This window comes from Cellulomonas sp. ATA003, from assembly GCF_031582905.1.
Lineage (GTDB): Bacteria > Actinomycetota > Actinomycetes > Actinomycetales > Cellulomonadaceae > Pengzhenrongella.
The window spans coordinates 1,381,550-1,403,835 of the sequence record NZ_CP133990.1 but is presented as its reverse complement, the minus strand read 5'-3'; the positions used below and the strand labels follow the sequence as shown (position 1 = coordinate 1,403,835).

The following is a 22,286-nucleotide window of genomic DNA, read 5'->3' as shown; positions in this document are numbered from 1 at the left end:
AGATCGCCGCCATTACTTCTTCTTCCCTTCGGTGATCGCGCCCTCGGTGTCCCGGCGGAGCACGTAGCGCTGGTAGACGAGCGCGATGATCAGCGAGATCACGAACAGCACGACGGCGACCGCGTTGCCGTAGCCGTAGGCCCCGGCGAGTCGTCCGTTGAGCACCATGTACGTCGCCATGGTCGAGGTACCGGCCGTGGCGGAGATGTACTGGCCCCAGATGATGTAGACGAGGTCGAAGAGCTGCAGCGACCCGATGATGGACAGGAACGCCCAGATCCGGATCGTCGGGCCGAGCAGCGGCAGCGTGATGCTGCGCTGCATCTGCCAGTACGACGCGCCGTCGATCGCCGCGGCCTCGAACAGCTCCTCCGGGATGCTCTGCAGCCCGGCGAGGAAGAGGATCACGGCGAAGCCGATGTACTTCCAGGTGATGATCAGCATGAGCGCCCAGATCGCGATGTCCGGGTCGGACAACCACTCGACGGTCCAGTCCGGCAGACCGATCTTCACCAGCAGGTCGTTGACCGCACCGGTGGTCTGGAGCATGAGGCTCCACCCGGTGCCGACGATCACCTCGGCGATGACGTACGGGACGAAGATGAGCACGCGGATCAGCGAGCGTCCGCGCATCTTCTGGTTGAGCAGCAGCGCGAAGGCGATCGCGGCGGGCCCCTGCAGGATCAGGGACATCACGACGATGAAGCCGTTGTGCATCAGCGCGTCGTGGAACGTGCTGTCCTGCAGGATGATGCGGTAGTTCTCGAGACCGACGAAGTCGGTCGGCGGTCCGAAGCCCTTCCACCGGTAGAAGCCGTAGTACGCGGCCATGACGACCGGGAAGACGACGAACGCGAGGAACAGCAGGATGGCCGGGCCGGCGAGGATCGCGATCTCGGCGCGCTTGCGCCAGTCTGCGCCCGCACGCCGCCGGCCGGCCGGGGCCGGCGCCGTGCTGGCGCCGCCCCCGACCGGTCCACGACCCTCGGGCGAAGTCCGGACAGCGACCGAGTTCTCGCCCAAGGAGTCACTCATGGTCGCCGACTAGCCGCGCGCTGCGGCGTCGGTCATGGCGGTGACGATGCTCTCGGCATCGCCGTCGCCGGCCAGCATCTCGACGACCGCGCCGTTGAGCGCGTTGCCGACGTTCTGGCCGAACAGCGTGTCCAGCCACACCGTGACGTACGGAGCCTCGTTGTACGCGGCGAGGATCTCCTGGAGCGCCGGGTCGGTGACGACGGCCTGGGCGTCCTGGCTGGCCGGCAGCGTCACGAACGCCTCGGCGTAGGCCTCCTGGTACTCCTGCTGCATGAAGAAGTTCAGGAAGTCGGCGCACTCGGCGGGCGAGTCGACGTGGCACGAGTAGCCGTCGACGCCACCCATCATCGCGGCGGGGTCACCCTCGCCACCCTCGACCGACGGGAACGGGAACCAGCCCAGGTCCTCGAGCGGCTGCTTCTCCGGCGTGAGGTCGGCGATGACGCCCGGGTTCCAGGCACCCATGAGCTCCATGCCGGCCTGCTTGTTGGCGATGAGGCCGGCCGACGAGTTGGCGGCCTGCTGCGCCGGCGTCGTGAGGAAGCCGTCGTTGAAGGGCTCGGTCGCCGCGAACTCCTCGAGGTCCTGACCGGCACGCAGCCAGCACTCGTCGGAGAAGTCCATCGTCTCGGCGATCGTGGAGACGACCTCCTCCGAGCACTCGCGGATGGCGAAGAAGTAGTACCAGTGCGCGGCGGGCCAGGCGTCCTTGGCGCCGAGCGCGACGGGGGCGATCCCGGCGGCCTTGAGCGCCTCGGTGGCCGCCGTGAGCTCCTCGAACGTCTCCGGCGTCTCGGTGATGCCGGCCTTCTCGAAGACCTCTTCGGTGTAGTAGAACCCGCCCGGGAGCACGGCGGTCGGCATGCCGTAGACCTTGCCGTCGATCGAGAACGCCTGCAGGGCACCCTCGCCGACCGCGGCACGGGTCTCGTCGGTGATCAGGTCGGTGAGGTCCATGATCTGGTTGGCCTCGACGACGTCGGCCAGCTTGCCGCCACCGCGGGCCATGAAGATGTCGGGCGAGTCGCCCGAGTTCAGCGCGGTCTGCAGCTTGCCGTCCATGTCCTCGTTCTGGACGGCCTGGATGTCGATCGTCACGCCGGGGTTCGCGGCCTCGAAGGCTGCCGCGGTCTCGTCCCAGTACGCGGCACCCGGGCCGGTGGTCGAGTTGTGCCACATGGTGAGCGAGACGTCGCCGCCCTCCTCCGCGGAACCGCCCGACTCGTCGCCACCGGAACAGCCGGCAGCGAGCATGGCGATGCTCATCCCGAACGCGGCGATGGCCGCGCCTCGTGTCTTCCTCATCATCGTGGAACCCTTCGGTGTCTTCGTCGACTGACGGTGCGCAGCGAAGTTACGGGGCGGTTTACGACGTTGTCAATCGATGTCGATAACGTTTTCGTAGCGATAGGGTCGGCACCGTGACCGACCTTCACTCCCTGCCGGCGCCCGCCTACCGACGGGTCACCATCACCGATGTCGCCCGTACGGCGGGCGTGTCGGTCGCGACGGTGTCCAAGGTGATCAACGGCCGCTACGGTGTCGCGGCCCGGACGACCGAGCGGGTGCAGCAGGTCATCGACGAGCTCGGCTACGAGTCGAGTCTCGTCGCCCGCAGCCTGCGCAGCCACCGGACGAACGTCATCGGCATCCTGGTGGCCGAGTTCGAGCCGTTCAGCACGGAGATCCTCAAGGGCACGTCGCACGCGATCACCGGGTCGGGCTACGAGCTGCTCGCCTACTCGGGCGGCGGGCGGGCCGGTGAGGACGTCGGCTGGGAGCGCCGCTACCTGTCCCGCCTCAGCGGCACGCTGATCGACGGCGCCATCCTCGTGACCCCCACCGTGGTGAGCACCGGCGGCTCGGTGCCCGTGGTCGCCATCGACCCGCACGCCGGCCCGGCCGACATGCCGACCGTCGACGCCGACAACTTCGCCGGCGCGCTGCTGGCCACCGAGCACCTGCTCCGCCTCGGCCACCGCCGCATCGGCTTCCTCGGTGGGCGCCCCGACCTGGAGTCGGCCCGGCTCCGCGAGCAGGGGTACCGGGCCGCCCACGAGCGCGCCGGGCTCACGGCCGACCCCGCGCTCATGCGCGTCGGCGGCTACCAGCGCCACCTCGCGGTCGGTCCGGCGCGCGAGCTGCTGTCCCTGCCCGAGCCGCCGACGGCGATCTTCGCGGCCAACGACCTGTCCGCGCTCGGCACGATGGACGTCGCGCGCGAGCTCGGGCTGTCCGTGCCGCAGGACCTGTCCGTCGTCGGCTTCGACAACGTGCCCGAGTCCGCGCTGACTGACCCGCCGCTGACCACGGTCAACCAGCCGATGCAGGAGATGGGGTCGCGGGCCGTCGACCTGCTCATCCGGCTCATGGCGAGCACGGACGGGTGCAGCACGCACGTGCGGCTCCCCACCGCGCTCGTCGAGCGCGGCTCGACGCGGGCGCTGTAGCCCGTCCGGCACCCGGCGGCCGCGCCCGTGCGCGCCCGTGCGCGCTCGCGCCCGCCGGGGCGCGGCTCGCCGGTTCGCTCCGACCGCGCGTGGCGTCCGCCCTCAGCGCGCCCGCCAGGCGCCGTCCCCGTCGTCCCCCGTTCCCGTCGTCCCGTTCCCGTCGTCCCGTTCCCGTCGTCCCCCAACCGACCCGACCCGCACCGCCGCGAGGAGACCGATGTACACCGACATGCCCCAGGACCGTTTGTGGCAGCACACCTCGGACGCCGTCGAGCCGCCCGACTTCGACGAGTTCTGGGCCCGAACGCTGGCCGCGGCACGTCGGCACGACGCCGCGCCGACGCTCGAGCGCGTCCCGGGGCCGCTGAGCACGGTCGAGGTCCACGACGTCACCTTCCCCGGGTTCGACGGCGAGCCCGTCCGGGCCTGGTACCGCCGCCCGGCGGGCACGACCGAGCCGCTGCCGGTCGTCGTGCAGTACGTCGGCTACGGCGGCGGTCGGGGTCACCACCTGGAGAACCTGCTGTGGGCGTCGGCCGGCTACGCGCACCTGCAGATGGACACCCGCGGCCAGGGCTCCGGATGGAGCCGAGGCGAGACCCCGGACGCGTGGGGCTCCGGACCGCAGCAGCGCGGCGTGATGACCAAGGGCATCACGGACCCCGAGCAGTACTACTACCGGCGCCTGTTCATCGACGGCGTCCGTGCCGTCGACGCCGCCCGGCGTCTGCCGGGCGTGGACCCCGAGCGGGTCGCCGTCCTGGGCGGCAGCCAGGGGTGCCACCGCGCTCGCCGTCGGCGGTCTCGTGCCGGACCTCGCCGCCGTCGTCGCCTACGTGCCCTTCCTGTGCGACATCGCGCGGGCGATCACGATCACCGACGCCTACCCGTTCCGCGAGGTCGCCGACTACCTCGCCATCCACCGCGAGAAGGTCGACGTCGTCCTGCGCACGCTCGGCTACATCGACGGCGTCGCGTTCGCACGTCGCGCCACGGCGCCGGCGTACTTCTCCGCCGCGCTCATGGACGCCATCGTGCCGCCGTCGACCGTGTTCGCCGCGCACAACGTCTACGCCGCCCCGGCGCAGATGCGGGTGTGGCCCTTCAACGGGCACGAGGCGGGCGCCGTCGTGGACGACGAGGAGGCCATGGCCTTCCTCGACGGCGTCCTCGCCGGCCGACCCGTCACGGGCTCCCCCGCCACCTGACCCGAACCCGACTCGCCCACCATCCCTCGACGAGGAGACCCGATGATCGCCACACCCCCACCCCCGACCCGACCATGCAGCACCGCATCGCGCAGGCGACGGTCACGCTGCGCCGGCCCGACGGCGCCCCGCTCGCGGACACCGAGGTCGTCGTCGAGCAGACCCGGCACGCGTTCGCGTTCGGCAACATCGGGTTCGACTTCATCGGCTACGCCAACGGCGAGACGACGGCGACGCCGGACAGCCCCTTCGGCGGCGCGGGTCCCGAGCTCGGCGAGCGGCTGGCGGAGCTGTACTTCGACCTGTTCAACGCCACGACGCTGCCGTTCTACTGGGGCGGCTTCGAGCCCGAGCGCGGCAAGCCGGACACCGCGCGCCTGCTGCGGACGGCGCAGTGGTTCGCCGAGCACGGCGTCCTGGTCAAGGGGCACCCGCTGGTCTGGCACACCGTGGCCGCGGACTGGCTGCGGGACCTGTCGGTCGAGGAGATCGAGGCCGCCCAGCGCGCGCGCATCCAGCGCGACGTGACGGACTTCCGCGGAGTCGTCGACGTCTGGGACGCGATCAACGAGGTCGTGATCATGCCGGTCTTCACCAACGAGGAGCGGATGAACGGCATCACCAAGCTCGCCCTGGACAAGGGCCGCATCGCGATGATCCGGATGGCCTTCGAGGAGGCCCGCGCAGCCAACCCGAACGCGACCCTGCTGCTCAACGACTTCGACATGTCCAGCGCCTACGAGTGCCTCATCGAGGGCGTCCTCGAAGCCGGCATCCAGATCGACGCCCTGGGCCTGCAGAGCCACATGCACCAGGGCTACTGGGGCGAGGAGAAGACGCTCCGCGTCCTCGAGCGGTTCTCCCGGTACGGCCTGCCCATCCACTTCACCGAGAGCACCCTGCTGTCCGGGCACCTCATGCCGCCGGAGATCAAGGACCTCAACGACTACCAGATCCCGTCCTGGCCCAGCACGCCCGAGGGCGAGGCCCGGCAGGCCGACGAGATGGTCCGGCACTACCGGACCCTGGTGTCGCACCCGTCGGTGCAGGCGATCACGTACTGGGGCCTGTCCGACGAGGGCGCGTGGCTGGGCGCCCCGGTCGGCTTCGTGCGGGCGGACGGCTCGCCGAAGCCCTCGTACGAGGCGCTGCGCGACGTGGTGAAGGGCGAGTGGTGGCTCGCGCCCACCACGCTGCACACCGACGCGCAGGGCCGGGTGCCGGTGCGCGGGTTCCTCGGCGACTACCGGGTCACCGCCGGCGGCACGACGGCGGCCTTCACGCTCGACGCCGCGGGCGAGACGGCGGCCGAGGTCACGCTGAGCTGACGAGCTGACGAGCTGACGAGCTGTCGGCTGGTCGGCCGTCGGCTGGTCGGCCGCCGCCTGCACGACGACGCCCGTCCCGTGCACGACGACGCCCGTCCCGCTCGGTGCGGGGCGGGCGTCGTCGTCGTCGTGCGTGCGGGTGTGCGGTGTCGGCCCGACGACCTCAGGCGACGCTGCTGGGCTCGAGCTCGCCGTCCCGGTGGTACGCCGAGGTGCCGACCGCGAGGACGACGAAACCGGCGGTCGCGGCGCCGAGCATGACCGCAGCCATCGCGACGCCGGTGCCGCCCAGGACGCCGACCAGCGGACTCACCGCACCACCGAGCGCACCCTGGAGGAAGCCGATGACGGCCGCCGCGGTGCCGGAGCGCTCGGGGTGTCGCGACAGCGCGAGCGCCGACGCGTTGGAGATCACCGAGGCCAGCAGGGCGACCGTGAACCACAGCGGCACGATCAGCCCGACGACGCCGCCGGCGTGGGTCGCGGCGACGACCACCAGGACGGCGGTGCTGACCGCGGTGGCAGGCAGGCCGGCCCGCAGGAGGCGGACCGGGCCGACCCGGCGCACGAGGGTCGCGTTGAGCTGCGAGCCGACCATCATCGACGTCGCACCCAACCCGAACACGACGGCGAACTCCCGCGCGCTGAGCCCGTACTCGCCCTGGAAGACGAACGGCGAGCCGGTCACGTAGCTCATGATCACCGCGAGCCCGAGCCCGGGCAGCACCGCGAGGGCGACGAACTGGCGGTCGCGCAGGAGGCGCCCGTACCCGCCGAGCGACGCCGCGGCGCCGCGCGCGATCCGCCGCTCGGGCGGGAGCGTCTCGGGCAGCGCACGGGCGACGGCGACCGCGAGGAGGGCGCCCATCACGGCCAGCACGGTGAAGACGGCGCGCCAGCCCCACTGCTCGGCGATGGCGGTACCCGCGAGCGGCGCGAGGATCGGTGCGACGGCGATCGCGATCCACAGGCGGGACATGAGGCGGGCGGCCTCCGCGCCGCTGTACCGGTCGCCGATGACGGCCATCGCCACGACGGACGCGGCCGCCCCGACGACGCCCTGAAGCACCCGCAGGGCGAGCAGCTGGCCGATCGACCCGGCGACGACGCACAGCAGCGCGACGACGACGTAGGCGCCGAGCCCGAGGACCGGCGGGCCGTCGGCGACCGAAGCGGTCGGACAGCGGGCCCATGAACAGCTGGCTGAGCGCCCCGCCGATGAGGACGGCGCTGATCGTCAGCTGGGCGGCGGCGGCCGTGGTCGAGAGGTCGCGGGCGACGTCCGGCAACGACGGCAGGTACATGTCCGTGGTCGCGGCAGGGAGGAAGGCCAGCGCGCCGAGGAGGACGACCAGGCCGACATACCGGCCACGCGGCGCACTCGACGGCACGGACGGGGCGGGGGCTCGGACGACGCGGACGGCGCAGACGACGCGGACGACGCGGACGACGCGGATCGCGTCGCGGCGACGTGACCACCCACTCGCGGCTCGGTGGAGTTCTCGATCGGCACGCGAGGATCCTGCCATCGAATCGTTTCGGGTACGGCCCCGGCCGACCGATGGTCATGCCGTCGACAGGGTCGACAGAGTCGACAGATCGGCTTCGCACCTCACTGCCCCACGAGCCACCGGAGCGTCGACGCGTTGCGTACGGCGTTCGCGTCGCCGTCGTTGTTGAAGTAGGCGAACACCTCGTGCCCCGCGCCCTCCCACTCCCGCAGGCGATCGGCCCACCACCGCAGGTCGTCGTCGGAGTACGACCCGGCGTACAGGTGCTGCCGGTCCGGTCCGTGCAACCGCACGTAGACGAACGGCGCCGTCGCACGGAGGCGGCACGGCAGGTGTGCGCCGCTCATCACGCACAGCGCGGCACCGCGGCGCTCGAGGATGTGCAGCACGTCGTCGTGGTCCCAGCTGGGATGGCGGAGCTCGACGGCGACGCGCATCCACCACGGGACCCGCGCGAGGAAGTAGTCGAGCCGGGCGTCGTCACGGGCGAGCGTCGGCGGGAGCTGGACGAGCAGGACTGCCCGCTTGTCCCCCAGCTCGTGCCATCCGGAGGCGATCCGGTCCAGCCACACCTCCGGGCCGAAGAGGCGTCTGCCGTGGGTCAGCCCGCGCGGCGCCTTGACCGACAGAGCGAACCCCGGGGGCAGCGTTCGGCGCCAGCGAGCGAAGCTCGCGTCCCGAGGCCACCGGTAGAAGCTCGCGTTGAGCTCGGCGGTGGCGAAGCGACGCACGTAGTGCCCGAGCCTGTCCCGCGGCGGAGACCCGTGCGGGTAGAGCTCCCCGTGCCAGTGGTCGTAGCTCCACCCCGACGTGCCGATGTGGATCGTCACGACGTGACTCTCCCATCCGCCACCGACAGCCTCGTCGGGGTGGGTCGCTGCCGTGGTGCCGGTGCTCGACGTCGGCCGCAGGATGGGCCCATGGCACCGTCCCGCCGCGCCACCGCCCGGGTCACGCCCGGCCCGGCGTCGCCGCCCCCGCCGGGGTCGTCATCGCGGGTCGAGCGCCTGCGCGCTGCCGTCGACGAGCAGCAGGGGCGGTGCTTCTGGTGTGGTCGGGAGTTCTCGTCGCTGGTACCGCCGACGACCGACCACCTCGTCCCCCGGGTCAAGGGTGGGCCGTCGTGGCGGGAGAACGAGGTGGCGGCGTGCCGCCGGTGCAACGCGCAGCGGGGGCACCTGGCGCCGGTCGACTGGATGGAGGAATGCCGGCGTCGTGGGTGGGCAGCGGATGCCGGGCGGCTGGCGACGACGCTGTCGCGTCTGGACGACGCCATCGCGGCCCGGGGTGGCCAGCGGCGGGCTCGGCCCTACCTCCAGGGCCAACGGCGCCGACTCGAGCACCTGGCTGATTGAGGGCTGGCACCTCGCCGCGTCCTTGGGAACGCGTGACTTCACCGCCCCACCATTCTTCCGGTACGGATCAGGCAAAGACACACTCACGCTCCAAGGGTCAACCCCACTTCAGTTCTCATATCGCACGTGCTGGCAGACCACAGCCATTCTTCTCGCAGTGCCGTCCACAGCACTCCGGCGCCTCGTCGGCCTTGTCAGTGGCTCGTCCTAGCATGGTCTGAGAAAGACAAGGAACAGCGACGAGGGCGCCGCGACCGTCCGGCGGGGAGGTGGGTGTGGTGGATTCCGACGACGTCACGCCCACCCCTTCGGGAATCTCGCGCGGGTCGTCACCTGACCTTTCCGCCTTGCCGCCCGACGTCGCCGCGGCGGTGGGTGCGTTGCTGTCCGCGACCGACGCGGTGGCCGGGGTGGACACCACCGGCCTGGACGGTGCCCAGGCCGCGGTGATCGCTGCTGCAGCGGCGTCCGTGGTCAGCCGCCTCGGGGTGGTCGGCGCCCGGATGCTGCCGGTCATCGAGGCCGACGGGCTGTGGGCCCTGGGCGGGGCACGGTCGTTCCCGAGGTGGGTCGCCGCCCGGCACCGGGTCTCGGTGCGGACCGCACACGCCCAGGTGCGCCTGGGCCGGGCACTGCGTGACCATCTGCCCGCGACCGCGGCGGCCGGCGTGGCCGGGGTGATCACCCACGAGCAGGTCCAGCTGATCGGGACCATCGCCCCCACCACCCCGCTGCGGCGCGAGGTCCTCGCCGACCCGGGGAACGAGTGCAACGAGGCGTTCCTGGTCGGGCAGGCGAAGGTGTGGCCCGTGGACTCGTTGCGGATCCTCACCCGCCGGTGGGCTGCCGCTGCCGACCCCGACGCCGATGACCGCGGGTACCGCGAGGCGGCGGACCGTCAGCACTTCACGATGTCGCGGACGTCGGACGGGTACCACCTGGCCGGGCTGCTCACCATCGACAACGGCCAGTACCTCAAAGCCGCCCTCGAAGCGGTGACCCCCGTTCCCGCGGTCGGTGACGAACGGACCCCCGCCAAGCGGCGCGCCCAAGCCCTCGGCGACCTCGCCCGCGTCGTCCTCGACCGCGGCCTGACCGGCACCCGCGGCGCAGTCCGCCCCCACGTCAGCGTCCTGGTCCCCTACAGCGTCATCACCGACGCCGAAGCAGCCGCACACGCCCGGGCAGGCGCAGCAACAACCGCTCCGACAGCCGCGGCCAACGGAACGAGAGCCGGCGCGGACGGCGGCCAGGCCGAAGACAGCGCCGGCCCCGGTCCCGAGATGTCCACCGCGCACTCCACGGACGGCACGGACGGCGTCGTGGCGCCGGCCCGTGGCGAGGCCCCCGCCCAGCTGAGCGCACACGGCGCGCAGACCGAGCAACCCGAGCAGGCCGGCTACGTCGAGCGAGCCGAGGCCACCGAGGGGGCCGAGGCGGCCGAGGGGACGGTCCACCAGCCCGGGTCCGACGACCTGTTCACCGCCGCCGCGGTCAGCGGTCAGTCCCCGATCAGCATCCCGCAATACCACGACGGGACCCCCGTCCCGCGGGCGGCGTTGAACCGGCTCATGTGCGACGGCGGATTCACCCGGTTCCTCTTCTCGGCCGACTCCCAGATCCTCGATGTCGGCCGCGAGAAACGACTCTTCACCCCGCACATGCGCGCCGCGATCATCGCCCGCGACAAACACTGCGCGCATCCCGGCTGCACCGCACCACCGGTGCTCTGCGAAACCCACCACGTCGACCAATGGGCCCGCGACCACGGCACCACCAGCGTCACCAACGGAGTACTCCTGTGCTGGCACCACCACGACCTCATCCACCGCATGAACATCACCATCACCCGCGACACCAACACCTGGGCCTTCACCGACCGGCATGGCAGCCCCATCCACGCCACGACGGAGAAGTGGCCAGGTGACCGCGGATCACCCGACCCGGACGGATGATTGCCCGTGGTGACCGGCGACCGTTTCGGGCCGAGGGCAGGGCAGAGGCAGGGACGACCGGGGGCGCGACCGAGGCCACAACAGCAGGAGGTTGCGCACCCGGGCGTCACCGTTCCGCGACTTCGGCATCCCGCGAGGTCTCCTCGGACGTCGCGCCGGCAGGCGTCGTCGTGGGCCGGACGGCGGCCGCGGCGAGAAGAAGGCCCGCGCACAGCCAGAAGGCAGCCGGCGCCCCCGCGCGGCCGGCCAGCACGCCGGTCACCACGGCGCCCAGCGCCTGCCCGGCCGTCAGGGCGATGAAAACCGTGGCGGTGGCCTGTCCGGCGGCTCGGGGTCGGAGGGCGGCGGCCCAGGCGATCAGCACGCCGCTGAGTGCCGTGTACGCGCCGCCGAAGACCGCCCCGGCGACACCGGCGACGAGTGTTTGCCCGGGAGCGAGGACGAGCGCAGCGGTCCCCGCGGCCGTCGCGGCAGCCGTGAGCACCCACGCACGTCGCAGACCCAGCACCCGTACGGCGTCCCCGCTCAGCGCGCCGAGGACGGCCGCAGCACCGAGGAGGCACCACAGTGCAGCGGTGGTCCGCTCCGGCAGCCCGCCGGTGGTGGTGACGAGGTCGCGACCGAAGGTCCACACGGCTGCGCTGCCGGCGCCGGCGGCGAAGGCGGCGACGACCGGGCGGCGCATGGCCGTCCCCACGCCGACCCGCCGGACCGCCCGACGACCTCCCCCGTGGTCGCGCGCAACCGCGGCCCTGGGGGCCAGCACGTCCGACGATCCACCGCCGCAGCAGTGAGCAGGGCAGCCACCGCGGCGCAGGCCCAGAGCGGACGCCACGCCTGCGGCGCGGCGAGCGTCACTGCACCGGTGACGGCGACCCCGATGCCGGTGCCCGCATTCACCATCGCCTGGGCCCGCGCCACGAGCGGCTCGCGGACCGTCGAGGCGACCGCGACCACGAGTGCCGGGGACGCCGCACCCGCCGCGCTGCCTGCGACGAGCACACCGAGCGCCAGCGTCCCCGTGGACCACGACACCGCGACCAGCGAGGCACCGGACGCGGCCAGGGCGGCCGCCGACCACAGCACCACCCCCGCTCCGCGCCGGCCGATCAGGCGCTGCGCCGCCAGAGCGGCGACGCAGTAGGCGCCGAAGCTGCCCGATGCGATGGCCCCGGCGATCCCCGGCGACAGCGCAAAGTCCTCCGTGAGCTGCGGCAGCTGCAGCCCGTAGCCGTAGCGCACCAACCCGTAGGCCACCGCGATCAGGCCCGCCCCGGAGGCCAGCAGGCCCGCCGATCCGGTCCCCGACCGCGGCACCTGTAACGATCGTTTCACCATAGTGGTCGTTACAGTAGGGCCATGGCGGCGACGAGCGCGAGAGGAACGGCGCGCGAGCGCTTGCTCGACGCCGCCGAGGAGCTCTTCTACGAGCGCGGCATCGCGGCGACCGGGGTCGACGCCGTCCTGCGCCGTGCCGGGGTGGCGCCGGCGACCCTCTACGCGCACTTCGCCGGCAAGGACCACCTCGTCGCGGCCTACCTGCAGCGCCGCCACGAGCGGTGGCGTGCGACGTGGGACGACGTCCTGCAGCGGTGCGGTGCCGACGCGGACGAGCGCGCACTCTCGATCTTCGACGCCGTGGACGAGTTCCACCGCGACCACCCGTCGACGCGCGGGTGCGCCTTCCTCGCCGCCGCCGTGGAGGTGACCGACCCGGCACACCCCGCCCACCAGTGGCTCGCCGCCGACACGGCGTTCCTCGACGACCGCCTGCGCAGCCTCGCGGCGGCCACGGGCGCCACCGACCCGGCCGGCCTCGCCACCGAGCTGTTGCTGCTCTACGACGGCGCACTCGCTGCGCGGAGTCGCCGCGCCCTCGCCGACGACGACGCCCCCGCCCGACGCCGCCTCCCACGCGCGAGCTCGCGCGCGCAGCGATCGCCCGCCACCGCACCCGACCGGATTGACTCACGCCGGTGCTGATCCCCCGGTTCAGGAGTCCGTCCCGAACCGCCTAGTTTGACCGGGTGATCCCCGCTGACGTCGCCTTGCTGCGCACCCCGGTTCCCCCGCCCTCAGCCCCGACGGGACGACGGTCGTCTTCCCGGTCACCACACCCGACCCGGACACCGACGAGTACACCGGTCAGCTGTGGCGCGCTCCCGCCGACGGCTCGACCGAGCCTGTCCGGCTCACCCGCGGCCACCGCGACTCCGCGCCGGACTTCTCCCCCGGCGGCCGCTGGATCGCGTTCCTGCGGTCGGAGCCGACGGGCAAGCCCCAGCTCCACGTCGTCGAGGCGTCCGGCGGCGAGCCGGTCTGCCTGACGGACGCCCCGCTCGGGGTCTCCGAGCCTCGCTTCTCCCCGGACGGCGCGCGCCTGGCGTACCTGGCGCGCGTCCCCGAGGACGGCCGCTACGTCCCCGGCGGCGACCCGGGGCGGAGCCCCCGCGCCACATCACCACCTACCGGTACCGCGGTGACGGAACCGGGTTCTTCCGCGACCGCCCGCAGCAGCTCTTCGTCGTGGACGTCCCCACCGACCCGCGCCCCGGGGACCTCCCGGAGCCGGTCGCCCTCACGGCGGGCGACACCGACGTCGGCGCCCATCGCTGGCTGCCCGACGGCGACCACCTCGTCGCCGTCAGCGCCGTGCACCCCGGCCGCGAGGAGGACCTGCTGCGCGACGCCGTCGTCGTCGACGCGCGACCCGGCGCGGACGGCCCCACCGCCCCGCGGCCGCTGACCGACGGCGCCGGCACGTCGACGCTGGCGGTCGACACCGTGCTGCCCTCCGCCGACGGCCGCACCCTGTGGATGCTCGCGTCGGACCAGGGGCCCACGCGCCTGGAGTTCGTCGCGTCGCAGACCGGGCTGTTCTCGCTCGACCTCACCGCCGCGAGCCCCGTCCCCCACCGCCGCACCGACGTCGACGCCGTCGACCTCGTGCCCGGCCTGCTCGCCGTCGCGGGCGACGAGGTGCTCGTCGCCGACCAGCGCCGCGGCGCCGTCGTGCTCGTCGCGCTCCCGGCCGACGTCGCCGCCGACGTGGCACCCGCCGATGCCCCGACCGGACGGGTGCTGGTCGACTCGCCCGCGGTCGTGCAGGCCGTCGCTGCCGCACCGGACGGCGGCCGCATCGTCGTCACGGCGGCCGCCCCGAACTCGGCGGGCGACGTCCTGGCCGTCGACGCGTCGTCGGGCACCACCACCCGGCTCACCGACCTCTCGGCCGACCTGCGTGCGACCGGCCGGATCCGCACGCCGCGTGAGCTCACGGCCACCGCCCCCGACGGCTACCCGGTGCACGGGTGGGTCGCGCTCCCCGACGCCGACCGGCACGGCGCCGGACCGCACCCGGTGATCCTCATGATCCACGGCGGCCCGTACGCGCAGTACACGCACGCGCTGTTCGACGAGGTGCAGGTCCTCGCCGAGGCGGGGTACGCGGTGGTGTACGGCAATCCGCGCGGCTCCGCCGGGTACGGCCGCGCGCACGGCACCGCCATCCAGCGAGCCTTCGGCACCGTCGACACCGACGACGTCCTCGCGCTCCTCGACGCGGCCCTCGCCGACCCCGGCCTGGCGCTCGACGCCGACCGCACCGGCGTCATGGGCGGCTCCTACGGCGGCTACCTCACGGCGTGGCTCACCACGCGCACGCAGCGGTTCACCGCCGCCGTCGTCGAGCGCGGCTTCCTCGACCCGGTGAGCTTCGTCGGGTCCAGCGACATCGGCTGGTTCTTCGGGCTCCAGTACCTGGGTGACAACGACACGCCCGACGCCGCCGGTGCCCTCGCCGCGCAGTCGCCGATGGCGCACGTCGGCGACGTCCGGACGCCGACGCTCGTCATCCACTCCGAGAACGACTGGCGCTGCCCGGTGGAGCAGGGTCAGCGGTGGTTCGTCGAGCTCAAGCGGCGGGGCGTGGACACCGAGCTGCTGCTGTTCCCGGGTGAGGGGCACGAGCTGACCCGGTCGGGCCGGCCCCGTCATCGCGTGGCACGGTTCGACCACGTCCTGCAGTGGTGGTCGACCCGGCTGCCCACCTGACCACGGCTGTCCGCACCGGTCCACCGCGCGCACCGGACCACCGCCCGCGGCCGGTCACGGCCCTCACCGGCGCGGACGACGGACCCACGCCCACCGGCGGCGCTACGGTCCCCACCATGCGAACGATCACGGGCCCGGTCCGCTGGGGCATCATCGGCGTCGGCGACGTCACCGAGACCAAGAGCGGACCGGGCTTCCAGCAGGCCGAAGGGTCCGAGCTCGTCGCCGTCATGCGACGTGACGGCGTACGTGCCGCCGACTACGCCCGCCGGCACGGCGTGCCCCGGTGGTACGACGACGCGGACGCCCTCATCGCCGACCCGGACGTGGACGCGGTGTACATCGCGACGCCCCCGGACTCACACGCCGACTACGCGATCCGGGTCGCGGCCGCGGGCAAGCCCGTCTACGTCGAGAAGCCGATGGCGCGAACGTCGGCCGAGTGCGAGGCGATGATCGACGCCGCCGACCGCGCCGGCGTCCCGCTCTTCGTCGCGTACTACCGGCGGACGCTCCCGCGCTTCACCGCGGTGGGGACCCTCCTGGCCGACGGCGCCATCGGCACACCGCGCGCCGTCAGCGTGCGGCTGCAGCGGCCCGCCCCGACGTCCCCCGACGGCGTCCTGCCCTGGCGGCTGCGCCCGGAGGTCTCCGGCGGTGGGCTGTTCGTCGACCTCGGGTCGCACACGCTCGACCTGCTCGACCACCTGCTGGGACCGGTGACCGACTGCAGCGGGGTGGCGGCCGGCGCACCGCCGAGGAGCACGAGCGGCACCGTCAGCCCCGACAGCACCGCCGACGACAGCACCGCCGACGCCGGCACCGGCAGCGCCGGCACCGGCAACGTCGGCACCGGCAACGTCGACGGCACCGCCGACGCCGTGGGTCCTCTCGCCGAAGACGTCGTCGCCGCAAGCTTCTCGTTCGCGTCCGGCGTGCACGGGACCGGGCTGTGGCTGTTCGACGCCGCCGAGTCGCTCGACGAGGTCGAGATCGTCGGTGACGGCGGGTCGCTGCGCTTCTCCAGCTTCGGCCGCGAGCCGATCCGCGTCGTGACCCCCGGCGGCACCCGCGAGGTGAGCGCGCCGAACCCCGAGACGGTGCAGCTGCCCCTCATCCAGACCGTCGTGGACGAGCTCACCGGTCGCGGCCGGTGCCCGAGCACGGGACGCACGGCGCTGCGCACCACCCGGGTGATCGACACGCTGCTCGCCGGCCACCGCGCCGCGGCCGCGCGCTGAGCCGCGCCCCCGGACGACCTCGAGGCACCGGGTGCCCCGACCCGTCGGAGCCGCAGGCGCCCGGACCCGTGCGGACCCGCCCACCCGGTCGTAACGTCGACCTCGGGCACGCACCGCGGGCCCGCAGTCCGCAGGATCCGACAGGAGGACCACGATGGCGATCGACGGCGAGACCGGCGCCCTGACCGGGACGAAGGACAAGGACTACAACCTCATCTGGTTCGTCGAGGCGTGCCTGAGCAACGTGCTGCGCCTGCAGACGTACATCGACGACGCCGACCGCGACGGTGACACCGAGCTCGCGGAGTTCTTCCGCAAGGCTCAGGCCGACAGTCGCAAGGGAGCCGACCTCGGCAAGTCGATGCTCGCCGGCCGGCTCAGCTCGGCGGGCTGACGCGGCGCCTCACCGCGCCACGACGGCAGCGCGACGACACCACCACCGCGGCACGACCGCACCGGACCCCGTACCGACCCGTCTCGGTACGGGGTCCGACGCCGTCCTGGGGTACAAATGGACATCGGGATCCCGGGGTCGGAGTTGGCCCTGTGCGCTTGCTCCGACTTTGGGCAGCTGGTCCGACGCCGCGCGCTGTGCGCCGCCTCCACCGACCCTCCCGGAGCCCCCATGCCGACCGCTGCCCCCTCGACCCCGTCCCCGCGCGCGCGACCGGTGACCGCCCGAACCGACCGGCGGCCCGCCGAACGACAGGTGCCCTCGGTCTCCTCGCGGCGCTCGTCCTCGCCGGCTGCTCGTCCGCCGGCGCGGCATCCTCCGGCGGATCCGCCGACGACGCCCCGACCGCTGGGGACGCGAGCGCCTCTGCCGGTGCGGGCGAGGGCGGCGGCGGCTCCGCCGGTGCAGGCCAGGGCGCCGAGGCCGGCTACCCCGTCACGGTCGACAACTGCGGGTTCGACGTCACGGTGGACGCCCCGCCCGAGCGCATCGTGACCATCAAGTCGAGCACCACCGAGATGCTCCTCGCCCTCGGGCTGGGTGACCGGATCGTGGGCGCGTCGTTCCTCGACGGCCCCGTGCCCGAGTCCCTCGCTGCGGCCGCGACCGACCTGCCGGTGCTCTCGGAGCGCGCCCCCGGCCCCGAGGCCGTCCTCACGCTCGAGCCCGACCTCGTCTACGCCGGCTGGGAGAGCAGCTTCTCCACCGAGAGCGCCGGCGAGCGCGCGGCGCTGGCCGAGCTCGGGGTGGCGTCCTACGTGTCACCGTCGGCCTGCCGGACCGCCGGGTACCAGCCCGACCCGCTGACCTTCGACGACGTCTTCGCGGAGATCGAGGAGGCGGGCCGGCTCTTCGGCGCGCCGCAGGCCGCCGCCGACCTGGTCGCCGACCAGCGCGCCCGGCTCGACGACGTCGTCCCGGACGACGCCGGCCGCACCGCCCTCTGGTACTCCTCGGGCTCGGACGTCCCGTACGTCGGCGCCGGCATCGGTGCACCGCAGCTCGTCATGGACGCCGTCGGGCTCGAGAACATCGCCGGCGACGTCCGCGACACCTGGACGTCGTTCGCCTGGGAGGAGGTCGTGGCGGCGGACCCCGATGTCATCGTCCTGGTCGACGCCGAGTGGAACACGGCCGAGAAGAAGATCGACGTCCTCGAGGGCAACCCCGCGACCGCGCGCCTGACGGCCGTCCGCGAGGGCAGCTACCTCGTCGTCCCGTTCCCCGCCACCGAGGCCGGCGTCCGGACCGTCGACGCCGTGCACGACCTCGCGGGCCAGCTCGCCGACCTCCGCGTCCCGGAGTGACAGCCGTGACACCGGCGACAGCCACGACAGCGATGACAGCGACGACACCGACGACGGCGACCCGGCCGTGACCCAGACCGCCCACCCCCGCAGCGGAGCCCGCGCCGTCCCCGACGCCGCCGGGGCCACGTCCCCGCGGTCCGGGCGCGCGCTCGGCACGGGCGGCGAGCCCACCGGCGAGCGCACCGGCGAGCGCACCGGCGACAGCGTGGACGCAGGCACCGGCGCGAGCAACCTCGACCGCTCCGACGCCGGCCGACGCCGCCGGCCGGTCCCCGCCCCGGTCCTCGTCGTCCTCGCCGGCGTCCTGCTCGCGGCCTCGGTCGTGCTCTCCATCACCGTCGGCCCGGCCCAGATCAGCGCGACGGAGGTGTGGCGGTCGGTCGCCTCGCACGCCGGCCTGGGCACCACGCCGCTCACCGAGCTGCGCGACGCGATCGTGTGGGAGATGCGCCTGCCCCGCGTGCTCACCGCCGGTGCCGTCGGGGCCGGGCTCGCGCTGGCCGGCGCGGTCATGCAGAGCCTGACCCGCAACCCGCTGGCCGACCCCTACCTGCTCGGGCTGTCCTCCGGGGCCTCCCTGGGGGCGGTCGGCGTCCTCGTGCTCGGAATCGGCGTCGCGCTGCCGGCCGCGGCGTTCCTCGGCGCCACCGGGGCCCTCGTCGCGACCCTCGCGCTGGCCGGGTCGCTCGGCGCCCTGACCCCCACGCGCACGGTGCTGGCCGGCCTCGCGGTCGCGCAGCTGTGCGCCGCCGCGACGTCGTTCGTCATCTTCTGGTCGTCGACCGGGGACTCCTACCGCGAGATCCTCAGCTGGCTGATGGGCTCGCTCGGCGGCGCGACGTGGTCGAGCGTCGTGATCGCCACGACCGCGCTTCTCGTCGTCGGCACGCTGCTGGCCTCGGCCGGCGGCACGCTCGACGCCTTCGCCTTCGGCGACACGTCCGCCGCCGCGCTGGGCGTCGACGTCCGGCGGACCCGCTGGGTCATGCTCACCGGCGTCGCACTCCTGACGGGCGGCATGGTCGCCGTCAGCGGCTCGATCGGCTTCATCGGCCTGATCCTCCCGCACGCCACGCGGCTGCTGGTCGGTGCCCGCCACCGCGTGCTGCTGCCGCTGTCGGCGCTCGTCGGCGCGTCGTTCCTCATCTGGGCGGACACGCTCGCTCGCACGGTGTTCGCCCCCCGCGAGCTGCCGGTCGGCGTGCTGACGGCGTTCATCGGGGCCCCCGTGTTCGCGTGGATCCTGCGCCGCCGCCGGGCCGCGGCATGACCCTGCAGGTGCGAGGCGGCGGCTGGCGGGTCGGTGACGCGACGATCCTGCACGACGTCGACCTCACCGTCCCGGAGGGCACCGTCACCGGTCTGCTCGGACCCAACGGCTCGGGCAAGTCGACCCTGCTGCGCCTCGTCGCGGGCGTGGGCGGCGCCCTGCCCGGGCGGTCGTCGTCCACCGGCGCGGTGCTGTGGCGCGGCGACGACCTGCTCGCGCTGCGCCCCCGCGACCGTGCCCACCGGGTCGCCCTCGTGGAGCAGGACGCGCAGACCGAGGTGGACCTCTCCGTGCACGACGCCGTCGCGCTGGGCCGCACCCCCACCGCTCGCGCTGGGCGGCGGACTCCCCGCCGACGTCGCCGCGGTCCGCACCGCCCTCGCCGCGGTGGACCTCGCGGGCCTCGCCGACCGGCGGTTCGGCACGCTGTCCGGCGGCGAGCGGCAGCGGGTGCACCTCGCGCGGGCACTGGCCCAGGAGCCCGAGCTGCTCCTCCTCGACGAGCCGACCAACCACCTCGACGTCGCGGCCCAGCTCGCCGCGCTCCACCTCGTGCGCGGGTCCGCCGGCGCCGGCACGACGGCGCTCGTCGCCCTGCACGACCTCAACCTCGCCGCCGCCTACTGCGACCACGTCGTGGTGCTCTCCCGCGGCCGCGTCGTCGCGGCCGGCCCCGTCGACGACGTGCTCGTGCCCGAGGTGCTGGACCCCGTCTACGGCGTCTCGACCACCGTGCTGCGCCATCCCCTGACGGGACGCCCGGTCCTCACCTTCGCGGCCGCGACCACCCCCGCGTGATCTGGAGCGTCCGACCCGCCGGCATTCACGGCATCAACGGCATCGACAGCGCCGGCGGCGTCGTGCCGAGGCCCTAGATGTTGTGGCTCATGAGGTTGGTGACGCCGGCGGGGGTGTGAGGGAGGGGTAGGTCCCGGCGGCAGGATGGAAGTGCGACCAACCTCCTGCGAGCTGAAGGACCTACCCCTCGATGACCCACGCTAACGCTCCGTTGACCCCTGCCGGCCGGCTCCGTCTGGTCCTGCGGTGCGAGTCCCGTCCGATCGCGCACGTCGCGGCTGAGGCCGGGGTGTCGCGCCAGTGCCTGTCGAAGTGGAAGACCCGGTACGACGACCTCGGCGACGCCGGCCTGGTCGACCGGCCCAGCGTCCCGCACCGCACCCCGACCCAGGTCCCGGCCGACGTGGTCGAGCAAATCGAGACGTGGCGGCGCACGCACAAGTGGACCGCCCGGCAGATCCACCTCGAGCTGATCCGCACCGGACACACGGTGTCCCTGGCGACCGTGTCACGGTGGCTGGTCCGGTTGGGGATCAACCGCCGCCGCGACATCGACCCCGACGGGCAGACCAACCGCACCACCACGGCGATCACGGCCCGGTACCCCGGGCACATGGTGCACTTGGACGTGAAGAAGGTCGGCCGCATCCCCGACGGGGGCGGATGGCGCGCCCACGGCCGCGGCTCAGCCCAGGACAAGGCCGCCCGGCGCGCCAAGACAACCGGGGCCCGTGCGGGGTACGTGTACCTGCACTCGGCGATCGACGGGTACTCCCGGCTGGCGTACACCGAACACCTCGCGGACGAGAAGGCCGTCACCACCATCGGGTTCTTCCACCGGGCCCGGGCGTTCTTCGCCGCTCACGGCATCGTGCGCCTGGTCCGCGTCGTCACCGACAACGGCGCTAACTACAAGGCCACCGCGTTCGCCCGCACCGTGACCGCCGTCGCGTCCCGCCACCAGCGCATCCGCCCCCACACCCCGCGCCACAACGGCAAGGTCGAGCGGTACAACCGGACCCTGGCCGAGGAGCTCCTCTACGCCCGCGTCTGGACCTGCGAGGACGAGCGCGCCGCGGCCATCACGATGTGGAACGTGCACTACAACTACCATCGCGCTCACACTGCCGCCGGCAACCAACCACCGGCCTCACGCCTGCACGCAGGCGTCACCAACGTCCTGAGCCAGAACACCTAGACCGTCTGCGCGTCCGCCGCGCCACGGACGACGCGGTCCCGCCCGGTCGCCTTCGCCCGGTACACCGCCCGGTCGGCGGCGGCCATCAGCGCCGCGGGGTCGGTGCGGTCCGTCGCGCACGTCGCGACCCCGACGCTCACGGTCACCGCCCCGTCGCCGGTGACCGCGCGGACCTGCTCGCGCACGCGTTCCGCGACCCGCACGGCGTCGTCGGTGGTCGTCGCGGGGAGCAGCAGGGCGAACTCGTCGCCACCCAGCCGCCCGGCGGTGTCGATCGCGCGGGAGACCCCGCGCAGGATGGCGCCCACGCGCTGGAGCACGGCGTCCCCGGCGGGGTGCCCCAGACCGTCGTTGACGGACTTGAACTGGTCGATGTCGATCACCAGGAGGCTCAGCGGGTGCGCCGGCCCGGCGACCTCGGCGGCGTCGGCGAGCCGCTCGTGGAACGTCCTGTTGTTGACGCAGCCGGTGAGCCCGTCGAGCTCGGCGAGCCGCTCCACGCGGCGGGCCCGGCTCGCGGTGCGCCGGTACGCGCGCACGTGGTTGTGCGACGCGAAGGCGCAGGTCCCGGTGGTGACCGTGAGCAGCAGCGCGCCGGTCACGAGGTACCGGGCGTCGGGCGCGCCGCCGGTCAGCGATACCCCGAGGAACCCGGTCACCGCGAGCGCGCCGGCCACCACCATGCCGCCGGGCGGGTACGCGAGGGCGGCGTGCGCGAGGAGGATGTACAGCATCTGCAGGTAGGGGCTGTACGCGCCGCCGTCGAGCACCGCCATCGTCAGCACGAGCGTCAGCCCGGCGGTCTCCCACGCGTCGAAGAACAACCGCCCTGCCGGGTGCCGCACGACGCGTCCCACCGGTACGAGCAGCAGGAGCGGGGAGAGCACCATCACGGTCAGGCAGATGCCGTAGCGCAGCGCCTCGTGCGCGGGTGCGTCGGACATCCAGGTGTCGAGGACCGCGACGGCCGGCAGCACGGTGCACAGCAGCACCCCCAGGACGGCATGGCGTCGCCAGAAGAGCACTTGCTCCTCGTCCTGCGCCAACGGCTTCACACCTGTCCATCGGAGGACGGGCCCGGTCCTTGACCGCACCGTGAGCGTTCACCCGTCCGGCC

19 protein-coding genes and 3 pseudogenes are annotated in these 22,286 nt (G+C 73.5%); 14 read left to right on the top strand and 8 right to left on the bottom strand.

Annotated features, from left to right (window positions below):
- Positions 1-12 precede the first annotated feature (12 nt).
- Both REH70_RS06890 and REH70_RS06885 read right to left on the bottom strand, forming a co-directional pair.
- Positions 13-1,035 (bottom strand): sugar ABC transporter permease, encoded by a 1,023-nt coding sequence (locus REH70_RS06890; protein WP_310753375.1) that lies wholly within the window; start codon positions 1,033-1,035, stop codon positions 13-15.
- Positions 1,036-1,044: 9 nt separating this feature from the next.
- On the bottom strand, positions 1,045-2,343 hold the full coding sequence (locus REH70_RS06885) for an extracellular solute-binding protein (RefSeq protein ID WP_310753374.1): 1,299 nt from the start codon (positions 2,341-2,343) through the stop codon (positions 1,045-1,047).
- A 116-nt stretch (positions 2,344-2,459) separates the two neighbouring features.
- Here REH70_RS06885 and REH70_RS06880 point away from each other — a divergent pair, with 116 nt between their 5' ends.
- From REH70_RS06880 to REH70_RS06865, 3 genes and pseudogenes are all read left to right on the top strand, one after another.
- Complete coding sequence (locus REH70_RS06880) at positions 2,460-3,488, top strand: LacI family DNA-binding transcriptional regulator (protein ID WP_310753372.1); 1,029 nt, start codon at positions 2,460-2,462, stop codon at positions 3,486-3,488.
- Positions 3,489-3,705: 217 nt separating this feature from the next.
- Positions 3,706-4,696 (top strand): annotated as a pseudogene (locus REH70_RS20515) (acetylxylan esterase).
- Between the two features lie 74 nt (positions 4,697-4,770).
- Positions 4,771-6,024, top strand: a complete 1,254-nt coding sequence (locus tag REH70_RS06865) for an endo-1,4-beta-xylanase (protein WP_310754173.1) — start codon at positions 4,771-4,773, stop codon at positions 6,022-6,024.
- Between the two features lie 163 nt (positions 6,025-6,187).
- Here the strand turns inward: REH70_RS06865 and REH70_RS06860 are convergent, their stop codons facing one another.
- From REH70_RS06860 to REH70_RS06850, 3 genes and pseudogenes are all read right to left on the bottom strand, one after another.
- The gene (locus REH70_RS06860; protein ID WP_310754171.1) at positions 6,188-7,117 is read right to left on the bottom strand and encodes an MFS transporter; all 930 of its coding nucleotides are present in this window, start codon (positions 7,115-7,117) and stop codon (positions 6,188-6,190) included.
- A gap of 124 nt (positions 7,118-7,241) precedes the next feature.
- A pseudogene (locus REH70_RS06855) lies at positions 7,242-7,328 on the bottom strand (hypothetical protein); the annotation flags it as partial.
- Positions 7,329-7,636: 308 nt separating this feature from the next.
- Positions 7,637-8,365 carry a DUF72 domain-containing protein gene (locus tag REH70_RS06850; protein ID WP_310753370.1) on the bottom strand — a complete coding sequence of 243 codons (729 nt, stop codon included), beginning with the start codon at positions 8,363-8,365 and terminating at the stop codon, positions 7,637-7,639.
- A gap of 90 nt (positions 8,366-8,455) precedes the next feature.
- On the opposite strand from REH70_RS06850, the gene REH70_RS06845 reads away from it, so the two are divergent.
- A complete protein-coding gene (locus REH70_RS06845; RefSeq protein WP_310753369.1) occupies positions 8,456-8,890 on the top strand; it encodes an HNH endonuclease in 435 nt (144 codons plus the stop codon).
- Positions 8,891-9,168: 278 nt separating this feature from the next.
- Complete coding sequence (locus REH70_RS06840) at positions 9,169-10,845, top strand: DUF222 domain-containing protein (RefSeq protein WP_310753368.1); 1,677 nt, start codon at positions 9,169-9,171, stop codon at positions 10,843-10,845.
- A 106-nt stretch (positions 10,846-10,951) separates the two neighbouring features.
- Here the strand turns inward: REH70_RS06840 and REH70_RS06835 are convergent, their stop codons facing one another.
- Positions 10,952-11,353, bottom strand: coding sequence for an MFS transporter (locus tag REH70_RS06835; RefSeq protein ID WP_310753366.1), 402 nt, complete (start codon positions 11,351-11,353; stop codon positions 10,952-10,954).
- A gap of 17 nt (positions 11,354-11,370) precedes the next feature.
- The gene (locus REH70_RS06830; RefSeq protein WP_310753364.1) at positions 11,371-12,162 is read right to left on the bottom strand and encodes an MFS transporter; all 792 of its coding nucleotides are present in this window, start codon (positions 12,160-12,162) and stop codon (positions 11,371-11,373) included.
- A 42-nt stretch (positions 12,163-12,204) separates the two neighbouring features.
- On the opposite strand from REH70_RS06830, the gene REH70_RS06825 reads away from it, so the two are divergent.
- The 9 genes and pseudogenes from REH70_RS06825 (at position 12,205) to REH70_RS06785 (ending at position 21,169) form a co-directional block, all read left to right on the top strand.
- Positions 12,205-12,828 carry a helix-turn-helix domain-containing protein gene (locus REH70_RS06825; RefSeq protein WP_310753362.1) on the top strand — a complete coding sequence of 208 codons (624 nt, stop codon included), beginning with the start codon at positions 12,205-12,207 and terminating at the stop codon, positions 12,826-12,828.
- A 543-nt stretch (positions 12,829-13,371) separates the two neighbouring features.
- Complete coding sequence (locus tag REH70_RS06820; RefSeq protein WP_310753360.1) at positions 13,372-14,898, top strand: alpha/beta fold hydrolase; 1,527 nt, start codon at positions 13,372-13,374, stop codon at positions 14,896-14,898.
- A 116-nt stretch (positions 14,899-15,014) separates the two neighbouring features.
- Entirely contained in the window at positions 15,015-16,139 is a 1,125-nt protein-coding gene (locus tag REH70_RS06815; RefSeq protein WP_310753358.1) for a Gfo/Idh/MocA family oxidoreductase, read from the top strand.
- A 154-nt stretch (positions 16,140-16,293) separates the two neighbouring features.
- Positions 16,294-16,533, top strand: a complete 240-nt coding sequence (locus REH70_RS06810) for a hypothetical protein (RefSeq protein ID WP_310753356.1) — start codon at positions 16,294-16,296, stop codon at positions 16,531-16,533.
- Between the two features lie 197 nt (positions 16,534-16,730).
- Complete coding sequence (locus REH70_RS06805) at positions 16,731-17,900, top strand: putative F420-0 ABC transporter substrate-binding protein (protein WP_310753354.1); 1,170 nt, start codon at positions 16,731-16,733, stop codon at positions 17,898-17,900.
- Between the two features lie 307 nt (positions 17,901-18,207).
- Positions 18,208-19,173: a putative F420-0 ABC transporter permease subunit gene (locus REH70_RS06800; protein ID WP_310754169.1), complete on the top strand. Its 966-nt coding sequence runs from the start codon at positions 18,208-18,210 to the stop codon at positions 19,171-19,173.
- A pseudogene (locus REH70_RS06795) lies at positions 19,170-19,415 on the top strand (ATP-binding cassette domain-containing protein); the annotation flags it as partial. The gene REH70_RS06800 and the pseudogene REH70_RS06795, both read left to right, overlap by 4 nt.
- Positions 19,408-19,971: an ATP-binding cassette domain-containing protein gene (locus tag REH70_RS06790; RefSeq protein ID WP_310753352.1), complete on the top strand. Its 564-nt coding sequence runs from the start codon at positions 19,408-19,410 to the stop codon at positions 19,969-19,971. The pseudogene REH70_RS06795 and the gene REH70_RS06790, both read left to right, overlap by 8 nt.
- A 190-nt stretch (positions 19,972-20,161) precedes the next feature.
- A complete protein-coding gene (locus tag REH70_RS06785; RefSeq protein ID WP_310747141.1) occupies positions 20,162-21,169 on the top strand; it encodes an IS481 family transposase in 1,008 nt (335 codons plus the stop codon).
- Here the strand turns inward: REH70_RS06785 and REH70_RS06780 are convergent.
- Positions 21,166-22,224 (bottom strand): GGDEF domain-containing protein, encoded by a 1,059-nt coding sequence (locus REH70_RS06780; RefSeq protein WP_310753350.1) that lies wholly within the window; start codon positions 22,222-22,224, stop codon positions 21,166-21,168. The genes REH70_RS06785 and REH70_RS06780 overlap by 4 nt on opposite strands.
- Between the last annotated feature and the right edge of the window lie 62 nt (positions 22,225-22,286).